This is a genomic window from Nonomuraea africana, assembly GCF_014873535.1.
Lineage (GTDB): Bacteria > Actinomycetota > Actinomycetes > Streptosporangiales > Streptosporangiaceae > Nonomuraea > Nonomuraea africana.
The window spans coordinates 9508594-9533049 of sequence record NZ_JADBEF010000001.1 but is presented as its reverse complement, the minus strand read 5'-3'; the positions used below and the strand labels follow the sequence as shown (position 1 = coordinate 9533049).

The 24456-nt window shown below is 69.2% G+C and carries 22 protein-coding genes; 7 read left to right on the top strand and 15 right to left on the bottom strand.

Going from position 1 to position 24456, the window contains the following annotated elements; genetic code table 11:
• Positions 1-8: 8 nt before the first annotated feature.
• The 4 genes from H4W81_RS45590 to H4W81_RS45575 form a co-directional block, all read right to left on the bottom strand.
• The gene (locus H4W81_RS45590; RefSeq protein ID WP_192780478.1) at positions 9-1226 is read right to left on the bottom strand and encodes an MFS transporter; all 1218 of its coding nucleotides are present in this window, start codon (positions 1224-1226) and stop codon (positions 9-11) included.
• A gap of 380 nt (positions 1227-1606) precedes the next feature.
• Positions 1607-2515: a serine hydrolase gene (locus H4W81_RS45585; protein WP_192780477.1), complete on the bottom strand. Its 909-nt coding sequence runs from the start codon at positions 2513-2515 to the stop codon at positions 1607-1609.
• Between the two features lie 73 nt (positions 2516-2588).
• Complete coding sequence (locus tag H4W81_RS45580) at positions 2589-3443, bottom strand: alpha/beta hydrolase (protein WP_192780476.1); 855 nt, start codon at positions 3441-3443, stop codon at positions 2589-2591.
• Positions 3444-3628: 185 nt separating this feature from the next.
• Positions 3629-4123, bottom strand: a complete 495-nt coding sequence (locus tag H4W81_RS45575) for an Lrp/AsnC family transcriptional regulator (RefSeq protein WP_192780475.1) — start codon at positions 4121-4123, stop codon at positions 3629-3631.
• A gap of 183 nt (positions 4124-4306) precedes the next feature.
• Here H4W81_RS45575 and H4W81_RS45570 point away from each other — a divergent pair, with 183 nt between their 5' ends.
• From H4W81_RS45570 to H4W81_RS45545, 6 genes are all read left to right on the top strand, one after another.
• A complete protein-coding gene (locus tag H4W81_RS45570) occupies positions 4307-5740 on the top strand; it encodes a gamma-aminobutyraldehyde dehydrogenase (protein WP_192780474.1) in 1434 nt (477 codons plus the stop codon).
• 27 nt (positions 5741-5767) lie between these two features.
• Positions 5768-6832: an ABC transporter ATP-binding protein gene (locus H4W81_RS45565; RefSeq protein WP_192780473.1), complete on the top strand. Its 1065-nt coding sequence runs from the start codon at positions 5768-5770 to the stop codon at positions 6830-6832.
• 10 nt (positions 6833-6842) lie between these two features.
• Complete coding sequence (locus H4W81_RS45560) at positions 6843-8072, top strand: polyamine ABC transporter substrate-binding protein (protein ID WP_192780472.1); 1230 nt, start codon at positions 6843-6845, stop codon at positions 8070-8072.
• Between the two features lie 4 nt (positions 8073-8076).
• Entirely contained in the window at positions 8077-8928 is an 852-nt protein-coding gene (locus tag H4W81_RS45555) for an ABC transporter permease (protein ID WP_192780471.1), read from the top strand.
• Positions 8925-9710: an ABC transporter permease gene (locus H4W81_RS45550; RefSeq protein ID WP_192780470.1), complete on the top strand. Its 786-nt coding sequence runs from the start codon at positions 8925-8927 to the stop codon at positions 9708-9710. Before H4W81_RS45555 ends, H4W81_RS45550 begins: the two co-directional genes overlap by 4 nt.
• A 307-nt stretch (positions 9711-10017) precedes the next feature.
• A complete protein-coding gene (locus H4W81_RS45545; protein WP_192780469.1) occupies positions 10018-11412 on the top strand; it encodes an NAD(P)/FAD-dependent oxidoreductase in 1395 nt (464 codons plus the stop codon).
• A gap of 154 nt (positions 11413-11566) precedes the next feature.
• Here the strand turns inward: H4W81_RS45545 and H4W81_RS49715 are convergent, their stop codons facing one another.
• From H4W81_RS49715 to H4W81_RS45520, 5 genes are all read right to left on the bottom strand, one after another.
• A complete protein-coding gene (locus H4W81_RS49715; RefSeq protein ID WP_192780468.1) occupies positions 11567-13339 on the bottom strand; it encodes a S8 family serine peptidase in 1773 nt (590 codons plus the stop codon).
• Positions 13340-13456: 117 nt separating this feature from the next.
• On the bottom strand, positions 13457-13675 hold the full coding sequence (locus tag H4W81_RS45535) for a hypothetical protein (protein WP_192780467.1): 219 nt from the start codon (positions 13673-13675) through the stop codon (positions 13457-13459).
• 47 nt (positions 13676-13722) lie between these two features.
• Positions 13723-14022: a hypothetical protein gene (locus H4W81_RS45530; protein ID WP_192780466.1), complete on the bottom strand. Its 300-nt coding sequence runs from the start codon at positions 14020-14022 to the stop codon at positions 13723-13725.
• Between the two features lie 13 nt (positions 14023-14035).
• The gene (locus tag H4W81_RS45525) at positions 14036-14950 is read right to left on the bottom strand and encodes a hypothetical protein (protein WP_192780465.1); all 915 of its coding nucleotides are present in this window, start codon (positions 14948-14950) and stop codon (positions 14036-14038) included.
• 278 nt (positions 14951-15228) lie between these two features.
• Positions 15229-15648, bottom strand: a complete 420-nt coding sequence (locus tag H4W81_RS45520; RefSeq protein ID WP_192780464.1) for a MarR family winged helix-turn-helix transcriptional regulator — start codon at positions 15646-15648, stop codon at positions 15229-15231.
• A gap of 64 nt (positions 15649-15712) precedes the next feature.
• Here H4W81_RS45520 and H4W81_RS45515 point away from each other — a divergent pair, with 64 nt between their 5' ends.
• Positions 15713-16117, top strand: a complete 405-nt coding sequence (locus H4W81_RS45515; protein WP_192781448.1) for a MarR family winged helix-turn-helix transcriptional regulator — start codon at positions 15713-15715, stop codon at positions 16115-16117.
• 225 nt (positions 16118-16342) lie between these two features.
• On the opposite strand, the gene H4W81_RS49710 is transcribed toward H4W81_RS45515, so the two are convergent.
• The 6 genes from H4W81_RS49710 to H4W81_RS45485 are packed head-to-tail and all read right to left on the bottom strand — an operon-like array spanning position 16343 to position 24301.
• The gene (locus H4W81_RS49710; RefSeq protein WP_318782483.1) at positions 16343-19009 is read right to left on the bottom strand and encodes a glycoside hydrolase family 38 N-terminal domain-containing protein; all 2667 of its coding nucleotides are present in this window, start codon (positions 19007-19009) and stop codon (positions 16343-16345) included.
• Entirely contained in the window at positions 19000-20169 is a 1170-nt protein-coding gene (locus H4W81_RS45505; protein ID WP_192780463.1) for a CehA/McbA family metallohydrolase, read from the bottom strand. Before H4W81_RS45505 ends, H4W81_RS49710 begins: the two co-directional genes overlap by 10 nt.
• The gene (locus H4W81_RS45500; protein WP_192780462.1) at positions 20166-21230 is read right to left on the bottom strand and encodes an ABC transporter ATP-binding protein; all 1065 of its coding nucleotides are present in this window, start codon (positions 21228-21230) and stop codon (positions 20166-20168) included. The genes H4W81_RS45505 and H4W81_RS45500 overlap by 4 nt, the downstream gene beginning before the upstream one ends.
• Positions 21230-22048: a carbohydrate ABC transporter permease gene (locus tag H4W81_RS45495; protein ID WP_192780461.1), complete on the bottom strand. Its 819-nt coding sequence runs from the start codon at positions 22046-22048 to the stop codon at positions 21230-21232. Before H4W81_RS45495 ends, H4W81_RS45500 begins: the two co-directional genes overlap by 1 nt.
• Positions 22045-22950 (bottom strand): carbohydrate ABC transporter permease, encoded by a 906-nt coding sequence (locus H4W81_RS45490; RefSeq protein WP_192780460.1) that lies wholly within the window; start codon positions 22948-22950, stop codon positions 22045-22047. The genes H4W81_RS45495 and H4W81_RS45490 overlap by 4 nt, the downstream gene beginning before the upstream one ends.
• Positions 22925-24301 carry an extracellular solute-binding protein gene (locus H4W81_RS45485; protein ID WP_318782482.1) on the bottom strand — a complete coding sequence of 459 codons (1377 nt, stop codon included), beginning with the start codon at positions 24299-24301 and terminating at the stop codon, positions 22925-22927. Before H4W81_RS45485 ends, H4W81_RS45490 begins: the two co-directional genes overlap by 26 nt.
• Between the last annotated feature and the right edge of the window lie 155 nt (positions 24302-24456).

The window sequence follows — 24456 nt, the reverse complement described above, 5'->3', positions numbered from 1 at the left end:
GGCGGACTTCAGCGACGGCCCACGGCCTGCTGACCGGCGGCGGGTTCGGGAAGCGGGCGCAGGCTGCGCAGGCGGGTGACGATCAGCACGGCGGCCAGCCCGGTCATCAGGGGCGGCACCACGAAGGCGACCGAGGGGCCGAAGTGGTCGACGAGCTGTCCTGCGATCGAGGCGCCGGTGGCCAGCCCGAGCCCGATCCCGCCGGTCAGCCAGGTGAAGGCCTCCGTCCGCACCTCGGCGGGCGTCAGCCGCTCGATGATGGTGTACCCGGTGATGATGACGGGCGCGATGACGAGGCCCGCCAGTCCGGCCGCGCCGTACAGGAGGGGGATCGAGCCCGCGAACATCAGCGCGCTGGTGGCCGCGGCGAGCAGGGCGAGGCCCCAGGCGAGACGGGCCGGTGCCGAGACGCGCCAGCGGACCGCGCCGTAGAGCAGCCCGCCCACCACGCTGGCGCCCGAGAAGGTGGCGTAGATGGGCCCGGCGACGGCGGGGACGCCGAGCTGGGCGGTGTAGGAGGTGATGCCGACCTGCATGCTGCCGAAGACCGAGCCCATCGCGAGGAAGCCCAGCGCGAGCAGCGCGACCCCGCGCAGGCGCAGCACCCCCTTGCTGGAGCGCACCTTGACCGGCATCGGTTCCGGGGCGCCCACCCGGGTGACCGCGAAGCCGACGGTGCCCGTGACGATGAGCGTGAGCGCGACCACCAGGGCCACGACGGGCGAGAAGACCGTCGAGAGCGTCACCAGCAGCACGGGCGCCAGAGTGAAGGTGAGCTCGTCGGTGATCGACTCGACGGCGAAGGCGGTGCCGAGCTTGCCCGAGCCGCCGAGCGTGTGCGACCAGCGGGCCCTGACCATCGCGCCGACCTGCGGCAGCGATGCTCCCGCCAGCGCGGCGGTGAGCACGAGCAGCGCCACGGGGGCGTGCGCGGCGGCCAGCGCCAGCAGCCCGCCGAGGGCGAGCGCGTGCACCGCGACCTGCGGCAGCAGCACGCGCGCCTGGCCGTACCTGTCGGCCAGGCGGCCGGTCTGCGGGCCGATGACGGCCTGTGAGATGGCGGCGGCGGCCGAGGCCACGCCTGCCGCGCCGTACGAGCCGGTGGACCACTGCACCAGCAGCAGGATGCCCATCTGCAGCATCGCGTACGGCAGGCGGGCCACGAGCGCGGGCGCCAGGAAGCGCCACGCGCCGGGCGTGGCGAGGACGTTCAGGTAGGACTTCAAGCGGGAACCCCCGGGAGCACCATCGTGATGGGCATCATGATGGGCTTCTGTCGACCGGGGTAGATACCGCGCTGCGGCCGCCGTGCGGTCTGCCAATAGAACCAAAAATCTATTTTAATCGATGCATGGCGATGGAAGAACGTCCAGGCGGCAGTCTGGGCTCGCGCCTGATGCCGTGGCTGGCCCGGCTGCTCGTCTACCCGCTGCTGGCCTGGACTCCGCTCAGCCTTGTGAGGTTCGCCTCAGTCATCGACCTCCTGGCCGTGGTCCTGCGCCCGCCGCGCGGCACCAGGACCGCCAGGGTCGCCGGGCTGGGGTGCAGGTCTTCGCCGACCTGGCCAGGGAGGGCATGGCCGCGATCGCGGAGGCGGGCGCGTTCGTCAGGACCGTCTAGGGCCGCGCAGCAGTTCGCGCTCCTTGACGCAGCGGCGCGTCCGCGTCGGGTCCAGCGCGCCGATCCGCGAACCGACCAGCCTGGCCAGGCCCTCGATGGCCCTGATCCCGGTGCCGTGGCTGGGCTGCTGATCGGTCTGTACGGCCAGCAGCAGATCTCGCCCTGGCCCGTGGATCCGCCCGTAGCTGGTCACCGCCCAGGTGTTCCTGACGAAGGGCCGCGGCGTCCAGCCGTTCTTGAGCGCCACCCTGTCACCGGGCCTGGCCGCCGCGCTGATCCCCCACCTCTGGTCGGGCTGGACCCGCTCCATCAGCGCCAGCACCCGCGCCCTGTCGTCGTCGCGCAGGCCCGCTCCACCACGAACCAGCAGGTCCATCAGCTTGACCCGGTCGGCGGGGCTGGTGCTGGTGCCGCCCCAGTACTTGCCGGCCCCCGGCGTCGTCTCCCGCAGGCCGAGGCGGTGGTAGAGGCGGCTCATGCCGGCGCCGCCGCCCACCCGCCACCACAGCGCGTCCGCCGCGCGGTTGTCGCTCTCCCTGATCATGCGCGTGGCCAGGTCGTTCTCCGCTTCGGACAGGCGGTGGCGGCGACCCAGCAGAGCGGTGAGGATGTCGACCTTGGAGCCGCTCGCCGTGATCATGTCGTGCTGGTGCTCGCCGTGTCCCACGGTGGCGCCGGTGCGCAGGTCACGGGCCAGGTAGACGACCCTGCCCGGCTGTCTGGCGAGGAAGCGCCGGGCTTCGGCCTTGAGCGCGGCGCGGGCCCTGGCGGCGGCGGCCTTGTCGGTGTAGGTCTCCGTGCAGATCCCCGGCAGGACCAGCCGGACCCGCGCCAGCTTGGGCGTGGGCTCCTGGGCCAGGCCGCAGCTCGCGACCATGACTGTGAGAGCCGCCAAGGCCGCGCACCGCACATCCCACCCCCGTGCTCAATACGGGGGTAGGTCCGGTCTTTTCCCTGAAGATCGACGGTTACACGTGCTCGTCCATGAACTCGGCGGTCGCCTCCACGGCCTGCGTGACGTACGGCTCGGCGTCGTAGAGGTCGATGTGCCTCCTGGCGTCCAGCCAGACGAGCTTCTTGGGCCGGCCCATCCGCTTGTAGGCCTCTTCGGCCCCCTCCGGCGAGCAGAACCTGTCGATCACCCCGTGCACGATCAGGCCGGGCGTGGGCGACAGGAAGTCGGCGCCCATCATGTTGTCCATGGTGACCAGCTCGCGGATGCTTGCCCTGGTCACCTGGTTCTTCCAGGACGGCGAGGCGGTGGCCCCGTAGTAGGCGTAGGGCTCGTCGCCGGGCATCGCGGCCTCGCCCTCCTCGGCCACGGCGGGCAGGTACTCGACCGGACCTCCCCGGTCCTGTCGCTCCAGCACCTGGGTGAGGTCGGCGAGGACGGACTCGTAGTGCCTGCCGTACGGGTGGTTGTAGGCCCCCGCGATGCCCGCGAACGCCTTCACCCTGGGGTCGAATGCGGCGAACTTGAGCGCGTAGCCGCCGCCCAGGCAGATGCCGACCGCGCCGATCCGCTCGGGATCCACCTCGGGCCGGCCGCGAAGCAGGGAGACGGCGGCCCGGAGATCGTTCAGCTTGCCCTGTGGATCCTCGTGCGAGCGGGGCCGGCCGCCCGACTCGCCCCAGTTGCGATGATCGAAGGCCAGCGTGACGTAGCCCTTGCCGGTCAGCCGCTCGGCGTACAGCCCGGTCACCTGGTCGCGGACCCCGGTGAAGGGCCCGGTGAACACCAGCGCGGGACGCGGCCCCTCGCCGCCGGGGATCCTCAGGTCGCCGACGAGCGTGCTGCCGTCGACCTCGAACTCGACTCTCATGCGATCCAGTATTTCGCTACGACCACCCAAGCAGTCATGGATCTAGTGCGCGAGCGCAGGCAGGAGCGCGGGGTCAAGCCCTCCAGGAAGCCGTGGCCCCCATCAGCGTGCTCATGGCTGCGGGCACTGAGTACCAGCACAGGCGCGCCTCATGGCAACACCCCTTCGGCGTTCGGGCTCCAGGCCTAGCGGGTTCCCCAGGAGTACGTCTGCTTGCGGAGTTTCAGGTAGACGAAGGACTCGGTCGCGCGGACCGCCGGGATGGCGCGGATCTTGCCGAGGATCTCCAGCAGGTGGCGGTCGCCCTCGCAGACCACCTCGACGATCACGTCGAAGGAACCTGCCGTCAGCACCACGTAGTCGATCTCCTCGATCGACGCCAGCTCGTCCGCGATCCTGTCCAGGTCTCCCTCGCAGTTGATGCCGATCATCGCCTGGCGGGGGAAGCCGAGCGTCAGCGGATCGGTGACGGCGACGATCTGCATGACCCCGTCGGTCTGCAGCCGCTGCACGCGCTGGCGCACCGCGGCCTCCGACAGGCCGACTGCCTTGCCGATCGCCGCGTACGGCTTGCGGCCGTCCTCCTGGAGCTCCTCGATGATCCGCTTGGAGAGGTCGTCGAGCACGACCTGGGTAGGCCGGACGTCTGAGTCCCTGCGTACCTTGGGCGGGGTCGTCATTTGGGGGCAATCCCTCCTCGCCGCACATTGCTGGTGCGGTCCTGATGCGACATGTTGTCAGTTCTAGGGTCTCAGTCAAGCGAATTCGTAGCAATTTGATATATTCACAACGAAATCCCTTGTCGTCATGCTGGCCCTCTGTCAGAGTCGCGACAACTCAGCCACCTCACCAGGAGGTCAACGTTGACCACCCGTCTGCAGAACTTCATCAACGGTGAGTTCGTGGACGCCAAGAGCGGCCGATTCTCCGACATCATCGACCCCTGCACGGGCGAGGCCTACCTCCAGGCCCCGATCTCCGGGCAGGAAGATGTCGACGCGGCTTACGCCGCCGCGGCCGCCGCGTTCGAATCGTGGGGGCAGACCACGCCGGGCGAGCGCGCCGGCCTGCTGCTGAAGGTCGCTGACGCGATCGAGGCGCGGGCCGACGAGATCAACGAGGCCGAGTGCCTCAACACCGGCAAGCCCCGAGCCCGCATGGCCGAGGACGAGACCCCCGTGGCCGCCGACCACTTTCGCTTCTTCGCGGGAGCGGCGCGCACGCTCGAGGGTCCCACGGCCGGCGAGTTCCTCGCCGAGCACACCAGCGTCATCCGTCACGAGCCCGTGGGCGTCATCGGCCAGGTGACCCCGTGGAACTACCCGATGATGATGGCGGTCTGGAAGATCGCCCCCGCGCTGGCCGCGGGCAACACCATCGTGCTCAAGCCGTCCGACACCACTCCGGCCTCCACGGTCAAGCTCGCCGAGATCCTCGGCAGCGTGCTCCCGGCCGGCGTGTTCAACGTCGTCACCGGTGACCGTGAGACCGGCGCGCTCGTCGTCAGCCACCCGACCGCCTCGATGGTCGCCATCACCGGCTCCGTCGGCGCGGGCATGGCCGTCGCCAGGAGCGCCGCCGACGACCTGAAGCGCGTCCACCTCGAGCTGGGCGGCAAGGCCCCGGTCGTGGTCTTCGACGACGTCAAGGACCTCAAGGGCGCCGCCGAGTCGATCGCCACCGCCGGTCTCTACAACGCCGGCCAGGACTGCACCGCGGCCTGCCGCGTGCTGGTCCACGAGAGCGTCCACGACGAGTTCGTCACCGCTCTCACCGAGGCGGCGGCCAACACCGTCACCGGCGACCTGTCCAACGAGGACGCGCTGTACGGACCGCTCAACAACGAGAACCAGTTGGCCAAGGTCTCCGGGTTCTTCGAGCGGCTCCCCGCGCACGCCAAGGTCCTCACCGGCGGTCACCGCGTCGGTGACAGGGGCTACTTCTTCGCTCCGACCATCGTCGACGGCCTCCAGCAGGACGACGAGATGGTGCAGAACGAGGTCTTCGGCCCGGTCATCACCGTCCAGACCTTCACCGACGAGGCCGACGCCCTGGCCAAGGCCAACGGCGTGCAGTACGGCCTGTCCGGCTCGGTGTGGACCTCCGACCACGGCAGGGCCATGCGGATGTCCAACAAGCTCGACTTCGGCGTGGTCTGGGTCAACACTCACATTCCGTTCGTCTCCGAAATGCCGCACGGCGGTTTCAAGCACTCGGGCTACGGCAAGGACCTGTCGGTCTTCGGCCTGCACGACTACACCCGCGTCAAGCACGTCATGCACTACATCGGCGAATAGCCCCAACAAAGAGGGACATTTCCTGGTATGACCAGCGCTATCGACCTTGACGAAGTGATCAAGGAGTACGTCTCGCATGGCGAGGTCGTCCAGGCGGTCAAGGGCGTCTCGCTCTCCATCGAGGAGGGGGAGTTCTTCTCCCTCCTCGGCCCCTCCGGCTGTGGCAAGACCACCACCATGCGCATGATCGCCGGGTTCGAGGACCCGACGCGAGGCACGGTGAAGCTCCACGGCCAGGACGTCACCAACGTCCCGCCGAACAAGCGCGACGTGAACATGGTGTTCCAGTCCTACGCGCTGTTCCCGCACATGAACGTGTGGGACAACGTGGCCTTCGGGCTGAAGCAGAAGAAGACCCCCGACGCGGACATCAAGCGCCGCGTCGGGGAGATGCTGGACATCGTCGACCTGACCGGTCGGGAGAAGCGCAGGCCGCGCGAGATGTCCGGCGGTCAGCAGCAGCGCGTGGCGCTGGCCAGGGCACTGGTCAACAACCCGAGGGCGCTGCTGCTCGACGAGCCGCTCGGCGCGCTCGACCTGAAGCTGCGCCAGGCCATGCAGATCGAACTCAAGCGCATCCAGCGCGAAGTGGGTATCACCTTCGTCTACGTGACGCACGACCAGAGCGAGGCGCTCACCATGAGCGACCGCATCGCCGTCATGAACGACGGCAGGGTCGAGCAGCTCGCCGGGCCCCGTGAGATCTACGAGCGGCCCGCGAGCGCGTTCGTCGCGGGGTTCATCGGCACCTCCAACCTGCTGACCGGCACCCTGGCCGGCGGGGTCCTGAAGGTGGCGGGAGGGCGCGTGCTGGTGCCCGAAGGGCAGGACGGCGAGGTCACCGTGACCGTCCGCCCCGAGAAGATCACGCTCGATGTCGACGAACCCACGCAGAACGTCAGCGCGGTGCCGGGCACCGTCGCCGAGGTCGTCTACCTGGGCACCTACAACAGCTACGCCGTACGGCTGTCCGACGGCGCCGAGGTGATGGTGTTCCAGCAGAACGCGCATGACGCGATGGTCACGGCCGAGCGCGGCGACGCCGTCTGGCTGTCCTGGCAGCCGCAGCACTCATACGCGATTGGAAGTTGATAACCCGCTCATGGACATCCGCACGAACCCCGCCTTCATCCGCGGCATGACCACCAGTCGCCGCGACGCACTCAAGCTGGCCGGAATGTCGGCCGCCGCCCTCGCTCTCGCCGCCTGCGGCGTCGAGGGCAAGAAGGCCGAAGCCCCGAAGAAGGACGCCGTCGCCGACTTCTGGGCCGGCAAGAAGCAGAACGGCACGCTCCGCTTCGCCAACTGGCCGCTCTACATCGACAAGGAGGGCAAGGAGTACCCCTCGCTGAAGATGTTCGAGCAGGACAAGGGCATCAAGGTCAGCTACACCGAGGCCATCCAGGACAACGGCTCCTGGTTCGGCAAGATCCAGCCGCAGCTGGCCGCCGGCACGGACATCGGCTTCGACCTGATGGTCATGACCAACGGCAACCAGCTCCAGCGGGCGATCAGCCTCGGCTACCTGGCCCCGCTCGACCACTCCAAGCTGCCCAACTTCGCCGCCAACGCGGCGGAGAAGGTCAAGAACCCGGCGTGGGACCCGAACAACACCTTCACCATCCCGTGGACGCTCGGCGTCACCGGCATCGCCTACAACCCGGAGTTCGTCGACGAGGTCACCAGCATGAACGACCTCTGGAACCCGAAGTACAAGGGCAAGGTCGGCATGATGATCGACGCCCAGGAGATCGCCAACTTCGGGATGTTCGCGCTCGGCATCGACCCCGAGAAGTCGAAGGAAGCCGACTGGCGCAGGGCCGCCGCCAAGCTGCAGGAGCAGCGTGACGCCGGGCTCGTGCGCAAGTACTACGAGAACGACTACATCGACGCGCTGGTCCGCGGCGACATCTGGATCACCATGGCCTGGTCGGGCGACGTGTTCCAGCAGATCACCGAGGGCAAGAACCTCAAGTTCGTCGTCCCGAAGGAGGGCGCGACGATCTGGTCGGACAACATGTGCATCCCGAAGACCGCGCGCAACCCGGTCGACGCGCTGGCCCTGATGGACTACGTCTACCAGCCGAAGATCGCCACGATGCTCGTGGAGTACATCAACTACATCACTCCCGTCCCGGCGACCAAGGAGCTCGTGCTCGCCGACGCGGCCAAGGCCGAGGGGGAGGACAAGGAGTTCCTGGAGCAGCTGGCGAACAGCCCGCTGATCTACCCGTCCGACGCCGACCTGGCCAAGATGCGTGGCTACCTGATGCTGGACAGCAAGACCGACCAGCTCTTCGAGAGCATCTTCCAGCCCATCACCCAGGGCTAGCGACATGAAGCGGCTCACCCCCTACCTGCTGATCCTGCCAGGTGGGCTGTGGCTGGCGATCTTCCTGGTGGTGCCGATGGTCTTCATGGCCTCGGTGTCCACCCAGGAGGGGAACGTGGTCGACGGGTTCACCCAGACCTTCAACTTCGCCAACTACGCCGACACCCTGGTGCTGTTCCAGACCCAGTTCCTGCGCTCGGTCGGCTACGGCCTGGCGGGCACGATCATCGCGATCGCGCTCGCCTATCCGATCGCCTACTGGATCGCGTTCAAGGGCGGCTCGCGGAAGTCCACCTATCTGCTGCTCGTCCTGCTGCCCTTCTTCGTCTCCTTCGTGCTGCGCACGGTGTCGTGGAAGTTCCTGCTGGCCGACGAGGGCATCGTGCTGGCGCCGCTGAAGGCGTCCGGCCTGCTGCCCGAGGACTTCCACGTGCTGCAGACGTCGGTCGCGGTGGTCGGCGGCCTGGTCTACAACTACCTGCCGTTCATGATCCTGCCGATCTACGTGGCGCTGGAACGGGTGGACCCGCGCAGCGTCGAGGCGGCGCAGGATCTCTACGCGACCAGGAGCGCGGCCTTCCGCAAGGTCGTGCTGCCGTTGTCGCTGCCCGGCGTGTTCGCCGGGGTGCTGATGACGTTCGTCCCGATGACGGCCGACTACGTGAACGCGGGCATCCTCGGAGGGCCGCAGAACACGATGATCGGCAACATCATCCAGACGAAGTACCTGGTCAACAACGACTACCCGTCCGCCGCCGCGCTGTCGTTCACGCTGATGGCCGCGATGCTCGTGGGCATCTTCGCTTACGCCAAGGCGCTGGGCACCGAGAACGTGCTGGAGGCGGCGGCCCGATGAGGAAGCGCAAACTCGCCGACCGGCTGCTGTTCGGCTACGTCTGGTTGATCATCGCCTGGCTGTTCCTGCCCATCGCCGTCATGATCGCGTTCGGCTTCAACGACACCCAGAGCAAGTCGAACGTCTCCTGGCAGGGCTTCACGTTCAAGTGGTGGGGACGGCTCGACGAGTATCCGGACCTGACCGACGCGATGATCAACTCGATCCAGCTCGCGGTGATCTGCGTGGTGATCACAACCGTGCTCGGCACGCTGATGGGCCTCGCGCTCGGCCGCTACAGGTTCAAGGGTCAGGGCGCGACGAACCTGATCATGTTCGCCGCGATCTCCTCGCCCGAACTGGTCATGGGCGCCTCGCTGCTGTCGCTGTTCGTGAGCACGGGTGTGGACATGGGCTTCACGACCGCGCTCATCGCCCACGTGCTGTTCTGTCTGTCGTTCGTGGCGATCACGGTGCGGGCCCGCGTGGTCGGGCTCGACCCTTCGCTCGAGGAGGCCGCCCGCGACCTGGGAGCCTCCACGTGGACGACCTTCTGGCGGATCACCTTCCCGATGATCCTCCCCGGGGTCGTGGCGGGGGCGCTGCTGGCCTTCGCCCTGTCCATCGACGACTTCGTCATCACCCAGTTCACCAGCGGCGCGATGCAGACGTTCCCGCTGTGGATCTGGGGGGCCACCCGCATCGGTGTCCCACCCCAGGTGAATATCCTGGGAACACTCATCTTCGCGGTGGGCGTCGCGATCGCGGTGATCAACTCGGTCACCGCGAGACGCCGCACCTAGAAAGCGACCGTGATCCCCCGCTTCGGCGGGGGATTTCGGCATACTAATGAGAAACGTGCGTAATGGACCGCATCCAAACGTCTGACCTGGTCCAACTGTCTTTCGGCGGTTCCCCGCACGTTTCTCATTAGTAATGCGGGGTCCCTGGGCTTTCGGTGGTATCCGTGGCCGGAGGGATCCTGCGAGACCTTGGCAAGGAACAGGGAGGCGAGATCGGATTCAGGCGGGGGGAACCCGCGCGCGGTCAACTGACTGATCGGGCAATCAATTCATTCAGAGATGACACTCACGTAGGGATGTGAGATGTGTGGATCCGCTGAAGGCTCTTGCTGACGCGGAGCGCAAGCCGTACTGGCTGGACACTCCGGCCAGGCCCGAGCCGCTCAAAAGGCTCATCGGCAACACGCGAGCCGATCTCGTCGTGGTGGGCGGCGGCTTCTCGGGGCTGTGGACCGCCCTGATGGCCAAGGAGAGAGACCCAGGGCAGGACGTCGTCCTGCTGGAGGGACGCAGGATCGGCTGGGCGGCCACCGGCCGCAACGGCGGGTTCTGCATGGCGACGCTGACGCACGGCCTCGCCAACGGCCTCGACAGGTGGCCGCAGGACATCGACCGCCTCGAGCGCATGGGCGTCGAGAACCTCGACGAGATCGAGCAGACGCTGCGGCGTTACGGCGTCGACTGCTCCTTCGAGCGCACCGGCGAGCTGCACGTCGCCACCGAGCCGTGGCAGCTCGACGACCTGGCCGAACACCTCGACCTGATCCAGGACCTCGGGCTCGACTACGTCCCGCTGGACCAGGAGCAGGTGCGGGCCGAGGTCGACTCGCCCACCTACCTCGGCGGACTGTGGGAGCGCAGTGGCTGCGCGATGGTCGACCCCGCCCGCCTGGCGTGGGGGCTGCGCGAGGCCTGCCTCAAGGTCGGGGTGCGCATCTACGAGCGCAGCCCCGTCAGGTCGCTGGACGACAACGGCGTCACGATCGACCTGCGCACGCCGTACGGCGTGGCCAGGGCGGGCAAGGTCGCACTCGGCACCGGCGTCTTCCCGCCGCTGCTGAAGCGTCTCAAGCACTTCCTGGTGCCGGTCTACGACTACGCGCTGATGACCGAGCCGATGTCGGAGGCGCAGCTGGCCTCCGTCGGGTGGCACAACAGGCAGGGCGTCGGCGACTCCGGCAACCAGTTCCACTACTACCGGCTGACCGACGACAACCGCATCCTGTGGGGCGGCTACGACGCCGTCTACTACAACGGAGGCAAGGTCAAGGAGGAGTACGACCAGCGCGACGAGACCTTCGTCAAGCTGGCGGGACACTTCTACGACACCTTCCCCCAGCTGTCGGAGCTGAGCTTCACGCACAGGTGGGGCGGCGTCATCGACACCTGCAGCCGCTTCAGCGCCTTCTACGGACAGGCGCACGGCGGCCGCCTCGCCTACGCCGTCGGCTACACCGGCATGGGGGTCGGCGCGACGAGGTTCGGCGCCAACGTGATGCTCGACCTGCTCTCGGGCGAGCGCACCGAGCGGACCGAGCTGGCGATGGTGCGCGAGAAGCCGATCCCGTTCCCGCCCGAGCCCGTGCGGTCGGGGGTGATCCAGTTCACCCGGTGGTCGATCGCCCAGGCCGACCAGCACCAGGGCAGGCGTAACCTCTGGCTGCGCACGCTCGACCGGATGGGCCTCGGCTTCGACTCTTGACCGGTCGCCTCCAGTCCTCCACGGCGGCGGCCGGCGTGGAAGCCCGAACTGCCCGGCACCCGATCCCGGTGCCGGGCAGTTCGGCGCGGCGCACCGTGCGTAACAAGGGCGCACGGCAGGCGTCGGCACATCTTGCGGTGGAAGGAGCGTGACCTTACTGCCAGCCGGACGAGCCGGGAGCGATGAGGCCGGCCGCGTACATTTCTCCGCTGAGCTGCGCGAGCGCGGCCTGGCCGCTCGTCGCGGGCTGCCACTGGGGGCCGATCCCCTGCATGGGGACAGGGGCGGGAGCCGGTGCGACCGGGAGCAGTCCGGCCCAGATCATCTCGCCGGCGAGCTGGTCCAGGAGCGACTGCGGGGTGACGCCGGTCAGCGCCGGTGCCAGAGCGCGCATCGCATCGGGCAGCCCCGCTCCTGTGCGGTGCGGATCGCCGAGGTTCAGCGGCGTACAGCTGGACTTGATGATCTGGAACAGGCGGTCGACGCGGCGGGCGTCCCGGGTGCCGAATCCGTCCCGGAAGTCGCCGTGGTGGGCGAGAACGAGCGCGGCCAGACCGGTGACATGGGGTGCGGCCATGGATGTGCCGTCCCACGCCGCGTAGCTGTCCGGCGGTACCGACGACAGGATCGCCACGCCCGGCGCGCAGACATCGATCTCGGGACCGAAACAGGTGAACTCGGGGGAGAAGTACCCGTCGATGGTTCGCGGTTCACGGATCTGGTCAGCGTGCGTGCTGTCGTCGGGGAACGCGTCAGCCTTGCCGATCGCGGCCACAGTCAGCACGATGGGCATGTTGCCGGGGAAGTTGACCGCGCCGCCGTCGTTGCCTGCCGCGACGACGCACGCGACACCCGCGTTTCGGGCCTCTTCGATCTTGGCCGCGACCAGCGGGGAGAACTCCTTGGTGCCGAGGCTCAGGTTGACGACGTCGATCTCCTTGTCGATGCAGTAGTCAAGCGCCTCGATGAGATCGCTGAGCCGGCCGCCGGGGAAGATCTTGCAGGCGTGGACCTGCGCCTCCACGGCGAAGCCGACAATGCCCTCGTCGTTGTCGGCGCCGGTGATGACTCCTGCGCAGTGCGAGCCGTGATGGACGGTGTCCACCTTCCACCCGCCGGCCTTGCGGCCGGACAGGTCGCACCCTTCGGTCACCTCGCCGGCCAGGTCGGTGTGCTCCGCGTCCACGCCCGAGTCGATAACCGCGATCTTCACCCCCGCCCCGCGGAACGTGGGAGGTAGCCGGTGCAGCTGCATGGCCTGCTGTCCCCACCCGAACCTCTGCTGGTCGGGGAAGTCCGCGAAGCTGTCCGACAGCTTCCTGACCACGATCAGGTTGTCCAGGTCCGTCTTCAGGGCCGGCCGGTCTATCAGCAGACTCCAGAACCCGCCGGTGGGTTTGACCTGCACACTGGCGATCGACTCCGGCGTTTCCCCGGTCAGCGTGACCTTGCCCCGCCCATCCGGCCCGGTGACCGTCTGCGCGGGCCAGAGATACCCGTTGACCAGAACGGTCGCGTCAGGGATCGGGTTGCCCTCCGTGTCGGTGACCAGGAAGGTGAAGGTCGCCTCGACGCCGACGGGCAGGACCATCTGACGGCGCGTGGCCCTGCGCGGCATGCTGGACAGCTGCGTGTAGGTGAGCAGCCGGTCACGCTCGATGTGCACCTGGGGCAGCTGCTGGCTGAGCACCGTCGCGTGCTCGCGGGTCATCTCGGCGATCGTCACGTGGGGAAAGGACACGCCCCCTGTACCCAGTGTCCCGACCCGGTCCGGCATCTCCAGCTGCCGATGCACCTGCACCTGCGGGTCTCGCTCGAGCAGCTCGTTCAGGGCCGCGGGCTCGAGAGGAGAGGCGAGCACACCCTTGGCCGCCAAGTACGGCTGAGGCAGAACCGCCGCTATGTAGCGCCGCGGTCGCGACTGCACCTCCTGGGGTTGCTTGGCCCGGCCGGACGAGCGGGGCCGCCGCTGCCCATCATCGTGCTTGGGATTACCGTTACCGCTCATTGCGTCTCAACTCTCTTGAGAGATCACACTGATGTGCTAGTAGGGCTCAACGGGGGAATCCGGCTCGATCGTCAACCGCGGTCCATACAGCGCCTTCAGCGCCTCGGCACGGGCCGGAGTCATGTCCACCGCGAGCAGACTCGGCCGATCCGCCGCCCCCATGATCCGCCGTACCGTCACCTCGGGATCATCACGAAGCGTCCGCGCCAGCTCCGCGAGCAGCGATGGCTCCGCACCGCCGATCATGTACGGCATGAGCCCGGACCGGCCACCAGCCGGTCCGGGCGCCTGCGATGGCTTGATCACAGTGGCGGCAGGTTCTGCTGACCGGCCCTGCCGATCAGGTTGACCACCTGCTGAATCTGAGCCAAGCATGCCTCGTACTGTGCTGACCGATACAGGCGCACCGCCTGGACCGTCAGCGGGATGAACTCCGCGAGCTGCGGCGCTTGCGGAACCGCCGCCTGAAGCCAACCATGCAGTTGCCGCAGCGCCATCGCGCACTGCGTCTGCAACTGACCTGCCTGCGCCATGCCAGGCGCGACAGCGACTCCCCCGAGAGCCATACCCGACCAGTGCCCCTGCCCGACCATCGGTTCCATTTCGCCTCGTTCACTACCTGACGCCGGCAAGCGCCGACGTCTGCTGCGGGCCGGCCTGGCTCTGCTGGCCGTACTGCGGAATCTGCTGGCCCAACTGCTGCGGGCCGGCCTGGCCCTGCTGGCCGTACTGCGGAATCTGCTGGCCCAACTGCTGCGGGCCGGCCTGGCCCTGCTGGCCGTACTGCGGAATCTGCTGGCCGTACTGCGGAATCTGCTGGCCCAACTGCTGCGGGCCGGCCTGGCCCTGCTGGCCGTACTGCGGAATCTGCTGGCCCAACTGCTGCGGGCCGGCCTGGCCCTGCTGGCCGTACTGCGGAATCTGCTGGCCGTACTGCGGAATCTGCTGGCCCAACTGCTGCGGGCCGGCCTGGCCCTGCTGGCCGTACTGCTGCGGAACCTGCTGCGGTTCCTGGATGCTCGCGAGGATCTGCCGGACGACCGGCAGGCCGTACTGGATGCCGCAGCGGGCGATCTTGCTCCAGAAGCTCACCGGGTTCAGCACGTGCTCCTGCGGCATGATCTGCTCGCCCTGCATCTGCTGGCCGTACTGCTGCTGCTGCTGGAGATCCTGCGGCATCTGCTGGCCGTACTGCTGCGGGCCCTGCTGCTGAGGCTGGAATGGCAGACCACCCGGGAAGCCGACCTGGCCGCCGAACGAACCCGCGTCCTGGCCCCCGATCGCCCCGCCGAGCGCACCACCCAGCGTGCCGCCAAGCCCCATCGGCGCCATACCCTGCTGCCCGTACTGCTGCTGAAGTTGCGGCGGAATCTGCTGCCCGTACTGCTGCGGGCCCTGCTGCGGGCCCTGCTGCGGGCCCTGCTGCTGGGCCTGGAATGGCAGACCACCCAGGGAGCTTCCGCCCTGGCCGCCGAGCGAACCTCCCTGCTGGCCGTACTGCTGCGGCGCGGTAACCGGCATGAATGTCATGGTCTCTCCCCCGAAACCGATTCAGTCGCCAGCTCTATCAGTAGCTGCGCGACTCCAGCTGGTTACATACCGCAATGGGTTGATTGCTAAATGTCACGCGTGTAATGGTCCCATCAAGACCGCCGCACCCCGCAGCGGCAGCGAGAAGCAGCCAGTGACCTGGAAGAATGACAAGAGAACCAAAGGCGTGCCCAAAGTACTGCCACCTGCCGTCGCGTGAGCGGTCCTGCCGTCCTCCGCGTGTGGCGCCGCCCGCCGTCAACGCCGGCCTCCTCCCGTCAGCCGGGGAGCGCCTGGACGAAGCGGGTCAGCAGGCGGGCGAACTCGGCGCATTCGGCGTCGGTCCAGCCGTCCATCGCCGAACGGAAGACCGCCTGACGGGTGCGGTGCGCCCGTTCGGCGGCCTCGCGACCGGCCGCCGTGAGCACCAGCACCGAGCGGCGGCCGTCGGCCTGATCGGCCTGGCGCCTGACCAGCCCCTCGGCCACGGCGGCCGCCACCAGCCTGCTCGCCCTCGGCTGGTCGACGCCGAGCGCCTGGGCCAGTGACGACACCGTGACGGCCGAGCCCGCCTCGACGGCGTCCAGCACGTCGTAGAGCGCCCCCTGGACGTCGTCGTGCAGCCGGGCCAGCGCCCGCCTGCTCTGCCTTCGCCTGACGGCCACCATCGCCGCTTCGACCCGCTCGACGTCGTCCATGCCGCCATGATACATGTCTCATTACATATAGATTCCTCACTACATGGAGATGGCCGTGAACCGGATGATCGGATATCGGCTCAAGCGGCTCGACCGGCTCATCGACGACACCTTCGACCGCCTGCTCGCCGACACGGGCCTCTCTCGCCGCCAGTGGCAGGTCCTCAACACCCTCAGCCGTACGGCCTGCGACGACGAGCAGCTGGACGAGGCGCTGCGGCCGTTCTGGGACGGCGGCGCGGAGACCGTGGCCGACGTCGTCGACGAGCTGGGCCGCAGGGGGTGGCTCGCCGACGACGGCGGACGGCACGCGCTCACCGAGGCCGGCAGGACCGCTCACGCGGCGGCGGGCGACAGGGTGGCGGGCATCAGGGCGCTGATGAGCGAGGGTGTGACCGCCGAGGAGTTCCAGGCCACGATGGAGGTGCTCCAGCGGATGGCCGACAACCTGGCGGCCGCCCGCCGCTGAGCGGCGCGAGGGGCTCATCCGAGGTCGGCGCCGCCGTGGACGATGCGGCCGCCGACCATCGTGAGCGCCGCCCACGTCAAGGGAGCGACGCTTCCCGCGTGTAACGGTTTGTGTCGCGAAGCCGCGCCCAGACGACCGAATGCGCAGCGTCCGCCATGAATCGCGATGGAAAAGAACGGCCGGCCCGTCGCGGACACGACGAGCCGGCCGTGCGCCCCTGCCAGGTCAGCGCAGCTGGATCGTGGCGATCTCCCACGCGCGCAGGGGCAGGCGAGAGGCGTCGACGGGGGCTCCGGGGCGGCCCCGGAGATCGGCCGCGCGCGCCTCGGTGAAGGCGCCCTCGATCGTGGCGACCGTGTCGGCGTCGGACAGCGCGACCACGCGCAGTTCCTTCCAGCCGTCGCGCTCGCGCAGCGACGTCATGACCACGCCCTCACCCGTCACCGACAGCCCCGCCGCGGCAGGCGGCAGCGGAAGGGACGCGTCGCCGGTGCCGGGGACCGCGAGGAGATCGTGGCGGAACACCTCGGCGGCCGGGGGCACCGCGGCCCACGAGCCGGTGTGGGGCATGAGGGCCAGGCTCACCCTTCGCAGGCCGCGCGACTGCGCGGCCGGCGTGGGCAGCTGCGGTCCCGCCGGCTCGGGGCGGAGCGCGTTGCGGTTGCGGGAGAGGTAGCCGACCGAGCGCAGCAGCGTGAGCGCCAGCTCGCCGTCCGCCAGTTCGTACTCGGTGACGTGCTCCAGCAGCGCCGCCACTCCCCCTGTCGACACCCATGAGGAGGCGGGGAAGGTGGGCAGCGGGGTCTCGCCGCAGCCCCCTTCGGCCGTCAGCCCCCGCTCGACCACCGCGAACTGGCCCTCGGCGAAGGAGGACGTGGCCGCGGCGGGCAGCGGGACGTGCAGCCTGACCCGGTGGTCGGAGCAGCGGTTGTCGAACTCCACCTGGAGCCTGACGAACGGCTCGCCCGCCCGCAGCTCGACGCGGGTGCCGACGACGATCTCCTCGGTCCTGTCCGAGCGGGTGGCGGCGGGGAGCTCGGGGGTGCCCTCCACCTGGGCGTCGGCGGGCCAGCGGTAGACGCGGCGGACGTCGAACGCGGCCACCAGCGGGCCGGTGCAGACGGTGCCGATTTCGACGTCGTCGGGCTCGGAGATCAGGTGGTCGGTGGCGGGGGGCGCGTGGTTGTAGGTGTCGCCCACGTCGCCGCCGTCGACGACGCGTCCCGCGCCGGTGACGGTCACGCCGTCCCTGCTGGTGAGGGTGAGGGTGCCGTCGTCGGCGATCTCCACCTTGAGGAGGCCGTTGTCCATCACCCGAGCGTGGGTCCGCACCCCGTCCCAGGTCTGCGCGCTCACGTATCCGGTGGCTGAGGTTCCTTGGAGGTTGGGGCGGAGGCTGGTGTGGCCGAGGGCAGGGGTTTCCACCAGGGCGGCGACCGTACGGCGGGGCTCGGCGACGATGCGCACGCGGGTGACGTCGTCCGTGAGGGCGGCCGACACCTCCGCCACGTCGAACGGCGTCGACGACTCGCGCGCCACCGTGAACGTCAGCACGCCGCCGTCGAGCGACCAGCCGGTGACGTGCTGGCCGTACAGCTCGGTGCCGTGGACGAACGTCAGCGCCATCCGGGGATCCATCTCCTCGTCGAGCAGCAGCGTGGGCGTGTACTCGAGGGTCTGGGCGGGGACCCGGGCGCCCGAGGCGTCCACCAGCGGGTCGGAGCCCGCCACCTCCACCAGCACCACGCCCGCGCGAGGGAACGGCGAGGGGTTGACGACCAGGACGCCCCCGGAGGGCACGGCGGCGGCCAGCCTCGAGGTGACCATGTCGCGGACCGCCTGCCCCAGGTGCTCGGCCTCGGCGATGCGGGCCGCGACCTGCTGGGCGGTGTCGTCCACGCCGCACCCGGTGACCGAGTCGTGCCCACTGGCGTCGACCAGCCGCCACCAGGCCATTTCGAGGAACCTGCCGGGCCACGAGTCGCCCCACAGGGCGGCGAGGGGTTCGGCGTAGCGCTCGACCATCCGCTCGGCCCTGCCCATCGCCTGCTTGACGTGGGCGCGCACCGAGATGACGCCCGGCAGGATGTTGGCGCGCGCGTGCGAGCGCAGCTCCCCCTCCACCCTGGGCAGTTCCCCGACCGCGGGGCCGTCCAGCGAGGTGATGTACCCCGACAGCGTGTCCATGCGGGCGCCCAGCGACGACACCATCTCCGGCAGTCCGGCCACCGGAGCCGAGTGGTCGGTGCCGTACATCGCCAGCAGCGGCGCGCTCTCCCCCTGCCACCGCGTCATGGTCGCGACGAACTGCTCGGCCCGCGCCTCCAGCTCGCCAGGGGCCTCGAAGAGGTGCGCGCCGTTGCCGTACCCGCCGGCGGGCAGGTACTGCGTGCGCACGGCGGTGCCGTCGGGCGCGACCCAGGCGAAGGCGTCGGTGCGCACGGAGGACGGCACGCCCCGGTACACGCACGCGTGCTCAAGCCCGGCGAGGCGGAGGATCTGCGGCATCTGGGCGGTGTGGCCGAACATGTCGGGCAGGTAGCCGACCGGCATGGCCCCACCCAGCTTGTCCGCGCGGCTCATCCCCAGCTCCAGGTTGCGGACGATGTTCTCGCCCGAGCACAGGAACTCGTCCAGCAGGATCTGCCACGGCCCGATCGCCAGGCGGCCCTCCCGCACCAGCGCCGCGATCCTGTCGCGCGCCTCGGGGCGCACCTCCAGGTAGTCGTCGACGCACGCCAGCTGCCCGTCGAGGGTGAAGTGGTAGGCGGGCTCGCGCTCCATGGTGTCGAGCACCTCGTCCATCAGCGCGACCAGCCGCAGCCTGAAGCGCTGGAACGGCTCGTACCACTCTCTGTCCCAGTGCGTGTGGGGAACCACGACTACGCGCACAGCGCCATCACCTCGTTCTCGTGGGTTTCCAACCTGAAGGGCCCCGCCCCGGCCGGCAGCAGCGCCCGGTCGCCGCGGACCACCTGCCGCGCGCCTCCCGGGCGTACCAGCACGAGCCCGCCGGCGTCGAGGGCGAGCAGCTCGTCGCCCAGCCTGAGCAGCAGCGGCGCGCCGGGCCCCGCCGACACCGCGGTACGGCCCGCGCGGACCCCTTCGAGGATCTCGCCGGGATGCTCGGCCAGCACCCACGTGGTGGGCTCGCCCGGCAGGCCGTCGGCGCCGTGCCGGTGGAAGTCGCTGCCGCCGATCACGATGACGTCGTCGCGCCAGGCCTGGGCCCAGGCCAAGGGCGCGCCCCAGCGCCGGTCCCACCAGCCGGAGTGCCAGACCTCCGCGACGCGCGGCCGCTCGGCCATCGGGTGCAGCCAGGCGCAGTCGCCGCCGAGCGGATGGTTGACCGACATGAGCCCGCGCTCGGCCCACGTGTCGGCGGGCTTCCTGAAGTCCACCCAGCCCACGTCGCCGAAGACGTTGGCGTGCCCCCTGTCGGTGGTCACCTCCTGCCCGGGGATCAGCGTGATCTCCCGGACCTTCGGCAGGTGCTGGTGGTGGCTGACGGTGTTGTGGTCGGTGACCGCCAGGAAGTCGAGCCCCCTGCCGGTGGCCAGCGCCGCCAGTTCCTGGATGGTCAGCGCGCCGTCGCTGTGGACGGTGTGGGCGTGGAAGTCGCCCGCGTACCACCGCATGCCCTCGATGTCTGGAATGTCGCGACGGGGCGGTCTGGCGGCCGCCAGCGGGGGCTCCTCGGCGGGCTGGGCGGGCGCGCGCGGGTGAACGGTCACCTCGAGGGCGAACTCGAGGCCCTCGGGCGGCACCCTGTGCAGCCGCAGCCACACCTGCCAGGTCCCCTCCTCCGGCTCGCCCGGAAGGTAGCCGGGTGTGGCCCAGTCACGGGTGATCGTGTACTCGTCGCGCGCCCCGCCTGACCAGCCGCGGAAGCCGTACGGCGAGGCGGCGCCCAGGTCGAGCACCCCCTTCGACCGGTCGTAGCGCAGTCGCACGGTCAGCCCCGCGGCCCCGCGCGGCACCTCGAAGGGCACCTCCCTCAGGATCTGCTCCAGCCGGTCGCCCAGGCTCCAGCGGCCCTGGATCAGGGTCATACGACGTTCCCATCCCGATAGACCAGCGCCCTGCCGTCCCTGGGCACCGCGAATCCTTCCGCACCGACCGGCGGCTCGCTGCCCTCCGGCACGACCACCTGCACGAGGACGTCGTTGACCTCCAGCGTCACCAGGTGGGCGGCGCCGAGGTTCTCCAGGATCGACACCCTGCCGCCGAAGGCGCCCTCGACGGGCTCGGCCGAGTACGTCATGTACTCGGGACGCACGCCGTACACGATCTGCTCCCCGTCGTTCAGCCGCCCCTCGACGGAGGACGGCACCGGCAGCTTGCACCCTGCCACCTCCAGCCTCTCGCCCCTGACCTGCCCGTCAAGCAGATTCATCGGAGTGGAGCCGATGAAGGCGGCCACGAAGGTGTTGGCGGGACGCTGGAAGACCTCGGCGGGGGTGCCGATCTGCCTGATGAGCCCGTTCTCCATGACCGCCATCCGGTCGGCCATGGCCAGGGCCTCGGCCTGGTCGTGGGTGACGAAGACGGTGGTGACGCCCAGCTCGCGCTGGAGCTTCTTCAGGAAGGTGCGGGCCTCGAGCCTGAGCCTTGCGTCCAGGTTGGACAGCGGCTCGTCGAACAGGAACGCCTGCGCCTGGGTGGCCATGACGCGGGCCAGCGCGACGCGCTGCTGCTGGCCGCCCGAGAGCTGGCCTGGACGGCGGTCCATGAGGTGCGCCAGGCCGAGCCGCTCGCCCACCTCCGCGGCCTTCTCGGCGCGGGCGGCCCTGCCGACCTTCTTGATGCGCAGCGGGTAGGCGATGTTGTCGGTGACGTCCATGTGCGGGAAGAGCGCGTAGTCCTGGAAGACCATCGCCACGTCACGGCCGCCGGGCTGGACGCTCGTGACGTCGCGGGCGCCGATGACGATCGCGCCGCCCGTGGCGGTCTCCAGTCCCGCGATCGTGCGCAGGAGCGTGGTCTTGCCGCAGCCCGAGGGGCCGAGCAGGGCGAAGAACTCGCCGTCGGGAATCTCCAGGTCCAGCGAGTCGAGCGCCTTCACGCCGCCGGGGTAGACCTTGGTCAGGCCTCTGAGTTCGATAGCGGCCATCAGCGCTTGATCCCTCCGTGGAAGCGGAAGCCGTACTTCTTGCTGACGAACAGGTACATGAGGACCACAGGGACCGAGTAGAGCAGGCCGAAGGTGGACAGCAGGGGCAGGTTCGCCTGGCCGCCCTCGGTGTAGAGGGTGAACATGATCACCGCGCCCGGCTGCTTCTCGATGTCGCTCAGCAGCAGGTAGGGCATCAGGAAGTTGCCCCAGACGTTGGCGATCGCCCAGACCCCGATCGTGGCGAGCCCGGGCCGCACCAGCGGCACCACGACGTGGCCGACGATCTGCAGCGGGGAGGCGCCGAAGACGCGCGCCGACTCCTCGTAGGACTTGGGCGTGGAGTCCATGAAGTCCTTGAGCATGAAGATCGCCGCGGGCAGCAGGCCGCCGGTGAGGATGAGGATGAGCCCGAGCTGCGAGTCGATGAGGTTGAGCTCGACGGCCAGCTGGAAGAGCGGCACCATCGCGGCCGTGCCGGTGATGATCGAGGAGAGCAGCAGCAGGGCGTAGAGCAGCGCGTCGCGGCCGGGGATGCGCACCCGGCTGAGCGCGTAGGCGGCCAGCGCGGCCAGCAGCACCACCAGGACGGCGGTGCCCACCGCCAGCAGCAGCGAGTTGTAGAGCGAGCCGAGCGCGTAGGGGTGTTCGAGGATCGCCTGGAAGTTGGTGAACGTGAAGTCGGGCAGCGACACCTCGTACGTCGGGTCCGAGGTGAACGGCGCCGCGGCCAGCCACAGCAGTGGCACGGTGAAGAAGGCCATCAGCACCGCGATCAGGGTGTAGAACCCGATCCTGCCGACGATGTGACGGGTCATGACCGCCTCCTGAGCAGCCGGAGGTAGAACACGGCCACCACGAGGTTGATCAGCAGGATGATCGTGGAGACCGCCGCGCCGAACCCGAGCTCGCCGCCCCTCAGCGCCACGTTGTAGACGTGGACCGCCAGCACCTCCGACTTGTGGTCGGGCCCGCCCGCGGTGAGCAGGAACGGGGTGAAGTCGTTGAAGGTCCAGAGGCTGATCAGCAGCAGGTTGGTCAGGATGTGGCCCCTGATGTGCGGGAAGACCACGTCGCGCAGCTGCTGCCAGCCCGAGGCCCCGGCCAGGCGGGCGCTTTCGAGGTGCGAGGGCGGCACGTTCCCGAGGGCCGCGCCGTACAGCATCATCGAGAACGCGGTGCCGCGCCAGGTGTTGAAGATGATGATCGACAGCATCGGGTGGTCGAGCAGCCAGGGGAAGCCGGGGATGCCGAGCAGCGCATTGAGCGTGCCGCCGTCGCGGTCGAGCAGCGCGATCCACAGGAACGAGACGACCGCGCCGGGCAGGATCCAGGCCAGGATGACCAGGCCCTCGACCACGCGCTTGAGCGGCCCCTGCCGGTCGCGCAGCAGCCAGGCGATGGTGAAGCCGAGCACGACCTGCCCGATGACCGCGGAGCCGAGCACGAACTGGACGGTCAGCCAGGCGGAGTTCCAGAAGCCGCCGTCGGCGACGGCCTTGACGAAGTTGTCGAGTCCGACGAACTGTGGCTCGGCCGCGGCCGCGCCGGTCAGTCGGTAGTTGGTCAGGCCCAGGTAGATGACCCACAGCGCGGGGAACACCAGGAACACCGCGATGAGCGCCATCGCGGGGGCGATGAACGCGGCGGCCCTGGGCGCGCCCAGACCCGCCGCGTCCGCGCTGTAGCGGGCCCTAGGACGCGACGTTGCCCGCGCCACCGACGAGTCCTTCGAGCTTCGCCTGGTAGTCCGCGGCCGCCTGGTCGGGCGCCTTGCCGCTGACCACCTGGGCGGTGGCCTCCTGCAGCGCGGCCGAGACCTGCGGGTAGACGGCGAGCGGCGGCCGGTAGGCCGTCAGCGGGAGCACCTTCTCCGAGATGAACATCAGCAGCGGGTCGCCGGTGAGGATCTCCTTGTTGACGTCCGTGCGCGGGGTGATGCGGACGTTCTGCTTGGTCTCCTCCTTCAGCGCCTCGGGCGAGAGGGTGAAGGCGGCCAGTTCGAAGGCCTCCTTCGGGTGCTTGCTGTTGGGGTTGACCGTGCGCAGGGCGCCGCCCGACATGCTGACGAAGTCCTGGCCGCGGATGCCCTTGCCGGGCTGGATGGCGGGGATCATCGCGAAGCCGACGACCTGGTCGCGGTCGGCCATCTTGGCCACGCCGTCCGTGGGGTTGACGACGCCGCGCCAGAAGTAGTCGCCCTCCATCAGGATGCCGATCTTGCCGTCCGCGAACTCGGCGAAGGACTTGTCGCGGCCCTTGGCCTCCTGCTGGAGCTTGGGGTCACCGAGGCCGCTGCCGCCGTAGATCTGCTGGTAGAGGCCGAGGGCGTCCTTGAGCGGCTGGGCGGCGCCGGTCCACTTCCCGTCCTTGTAGATCTCGCCGCCCGCGCCTGCGAGCAGCGGCAGCACGCCCTGCATCGAGGTGGCCTCGCCCATGGCGGTGCCGGCGTTGATCTGGATCGGCGTGGGCACGCCTGCCGTCTTCAGCTTGTTGCCCGCGTCGATGATCTCCTGCCAGCTCTTCGGCTGCCAGTCGGCGGGCAGGCCCGCCTTCTGGAAGAGCGTCTTGTTGAAGTAGAGGACGCGGCCGTCGGTGCCGATCGGCAGCGCGTACTTCTTGCCGTTGTAGGTGGCCAGCCCCTGCACGGCCTCGGGGATCTGCGACCAGCCCTCCCAGCTGTCGGTCTCGGCGCCCGCGACCTCCGACAGCGGCTTGATGTATCCGGCCTCGGCGAACTCGCCCGCCCAGATGCCGTCGATGTCGATGACGTCGGCGCCCTTCTTGGACTTGAGGTCGAGCGAGAGTTTGGTCTTGTACTGCTCGTCGTCGACGCCGCTCGGCACGAACTTGACCTTGACGGTCTTGCCCTTGGCCTTCTGTGCCGCCTCGAACTTGGGGATGACCCAGTTGGCGATGTGGTCGGCCGCCGCCGCGTTCTTGCCCCCGGCGATGGCGTTCTGTGTGATCGTCAGCTCGATGGTGTCAGCGTCGGAGGACGACTGCCCGCATGCGGTGAGCGCCATTCCGGTCACGGCCAGGACCGCGACAGCGCCAATGGATCTTTTCACGCAACCCTCCGAGAGTGTCCGAAAAGCATGGGCCAATATGTCATGACAACTTCACGACGTAAAGACCTGGCAACATTCGTGAAACCTGACTAGTTTTGGTCATGCCTTTGTGGTTCCCCGGTCGCCGCGCGTCGCCCCAGCGGGAAGGCCATTGG

Bases quoted from the DNA above. Each gene is read 5' to 3' on its own strand.
- H4W81_RS45525 (WP_192780465.1), bottom strand. From the start codon at position 14,950: ATGACATTCATGCCGGTTACCGCGCCGCAGCAGTACGGCCAGCAGGGA.
- H4W81_RS45520 (WP_192780464.1), bottom strand. From the start codon at position 15,648: ATGGACGACGTCGAGCGGGTCGAAGCGGCGATGGTGGCCGTCAGGCGA.
- H4W81_RS45560 (WP_192780472.1), top strand. From the start codon at position 6,843: ATGGACATCCGCACGAACCCCGCCTTCATCCGCGGCATGACCACCAGT.
- H4W81_RS45505 (WP_192780463.1), bottom strand. From the start codon at position 20,169: ATGACCCTGATCCAGGGCCGCTGGAGCCTGGGCGACCGGCTGGAGCAG.
- H4W81_RS45550 (WP_192780470.1), top strand. From the start codon at position 8,925: ATGAGGAAGCGCAAACTCGCCGACCGGCTGCTGTTCGGCTACGTCTGG.
- H4W81_RS45500 (WP_192780462.1), bottom strand. From the start codon at position 21,230: ATGGCCGCTATCGAACTCAGAGGCCTGACCAAGGTCTACCCCGGCGGC.
- H4W81_RS45580 (WP_192780476.1), bottom strand. From the start codon at position 3,443: ATGAGAGTCGAGTTCGAGGTCGACGGCAGCACGCTCGTCGGCGACCTG.
- H4W81_RS45530 (WP_192780466.1), bottom strand. From the start codon at position 14,022: ATGGAACCGATGGTCGGGCAGGGGCACTGGTCGGGTATGGCTCTCGGG.
- H4W81_RS45535 (WP_192780467.1), bottom strand. From the start codon at position 13,675: ATGCCGTACATGATCGGCGGTGCGGAGCCATCGCTGCTCGCGGAGCTG.
- H4W81_RS45515 (WP_192781448.1), top strand. From the start codon at position 15,713: ATGATCGGATATCGGCTCAAGCGGCTCGACCGGCTCATCGACGACACC.
- H4W81_RS45565 (WP_192780473.1), top strand. From the start codon at position 5,768: ATGACCAGCGCTATCGACCTTGACGAAGTGATCAAGGAGTACGTCTCG.
- H4W81_RS45495 (WP_192780461.1), bottom strand. From the start codon at position 22,048: ATGACCCGTCACATCGTCGGCAGGATCGGGTTCTACACCCTGATCGCG.
- H4W81_RS45555 (WP_192780471.1), top strand. From the start codon at position 8,077: ATGAAGCGGCTCACCCCCTACCTGCTGATCCTGCCAGGTGGGCTGTGG.
- H4W81_RS45575 (WP_192780475.1), bottom strand. From the start codon at position 4,123: ATGACGACCCCGCCCAAGGTACGCAGGGACTCAGACGTCCGGCCTACC.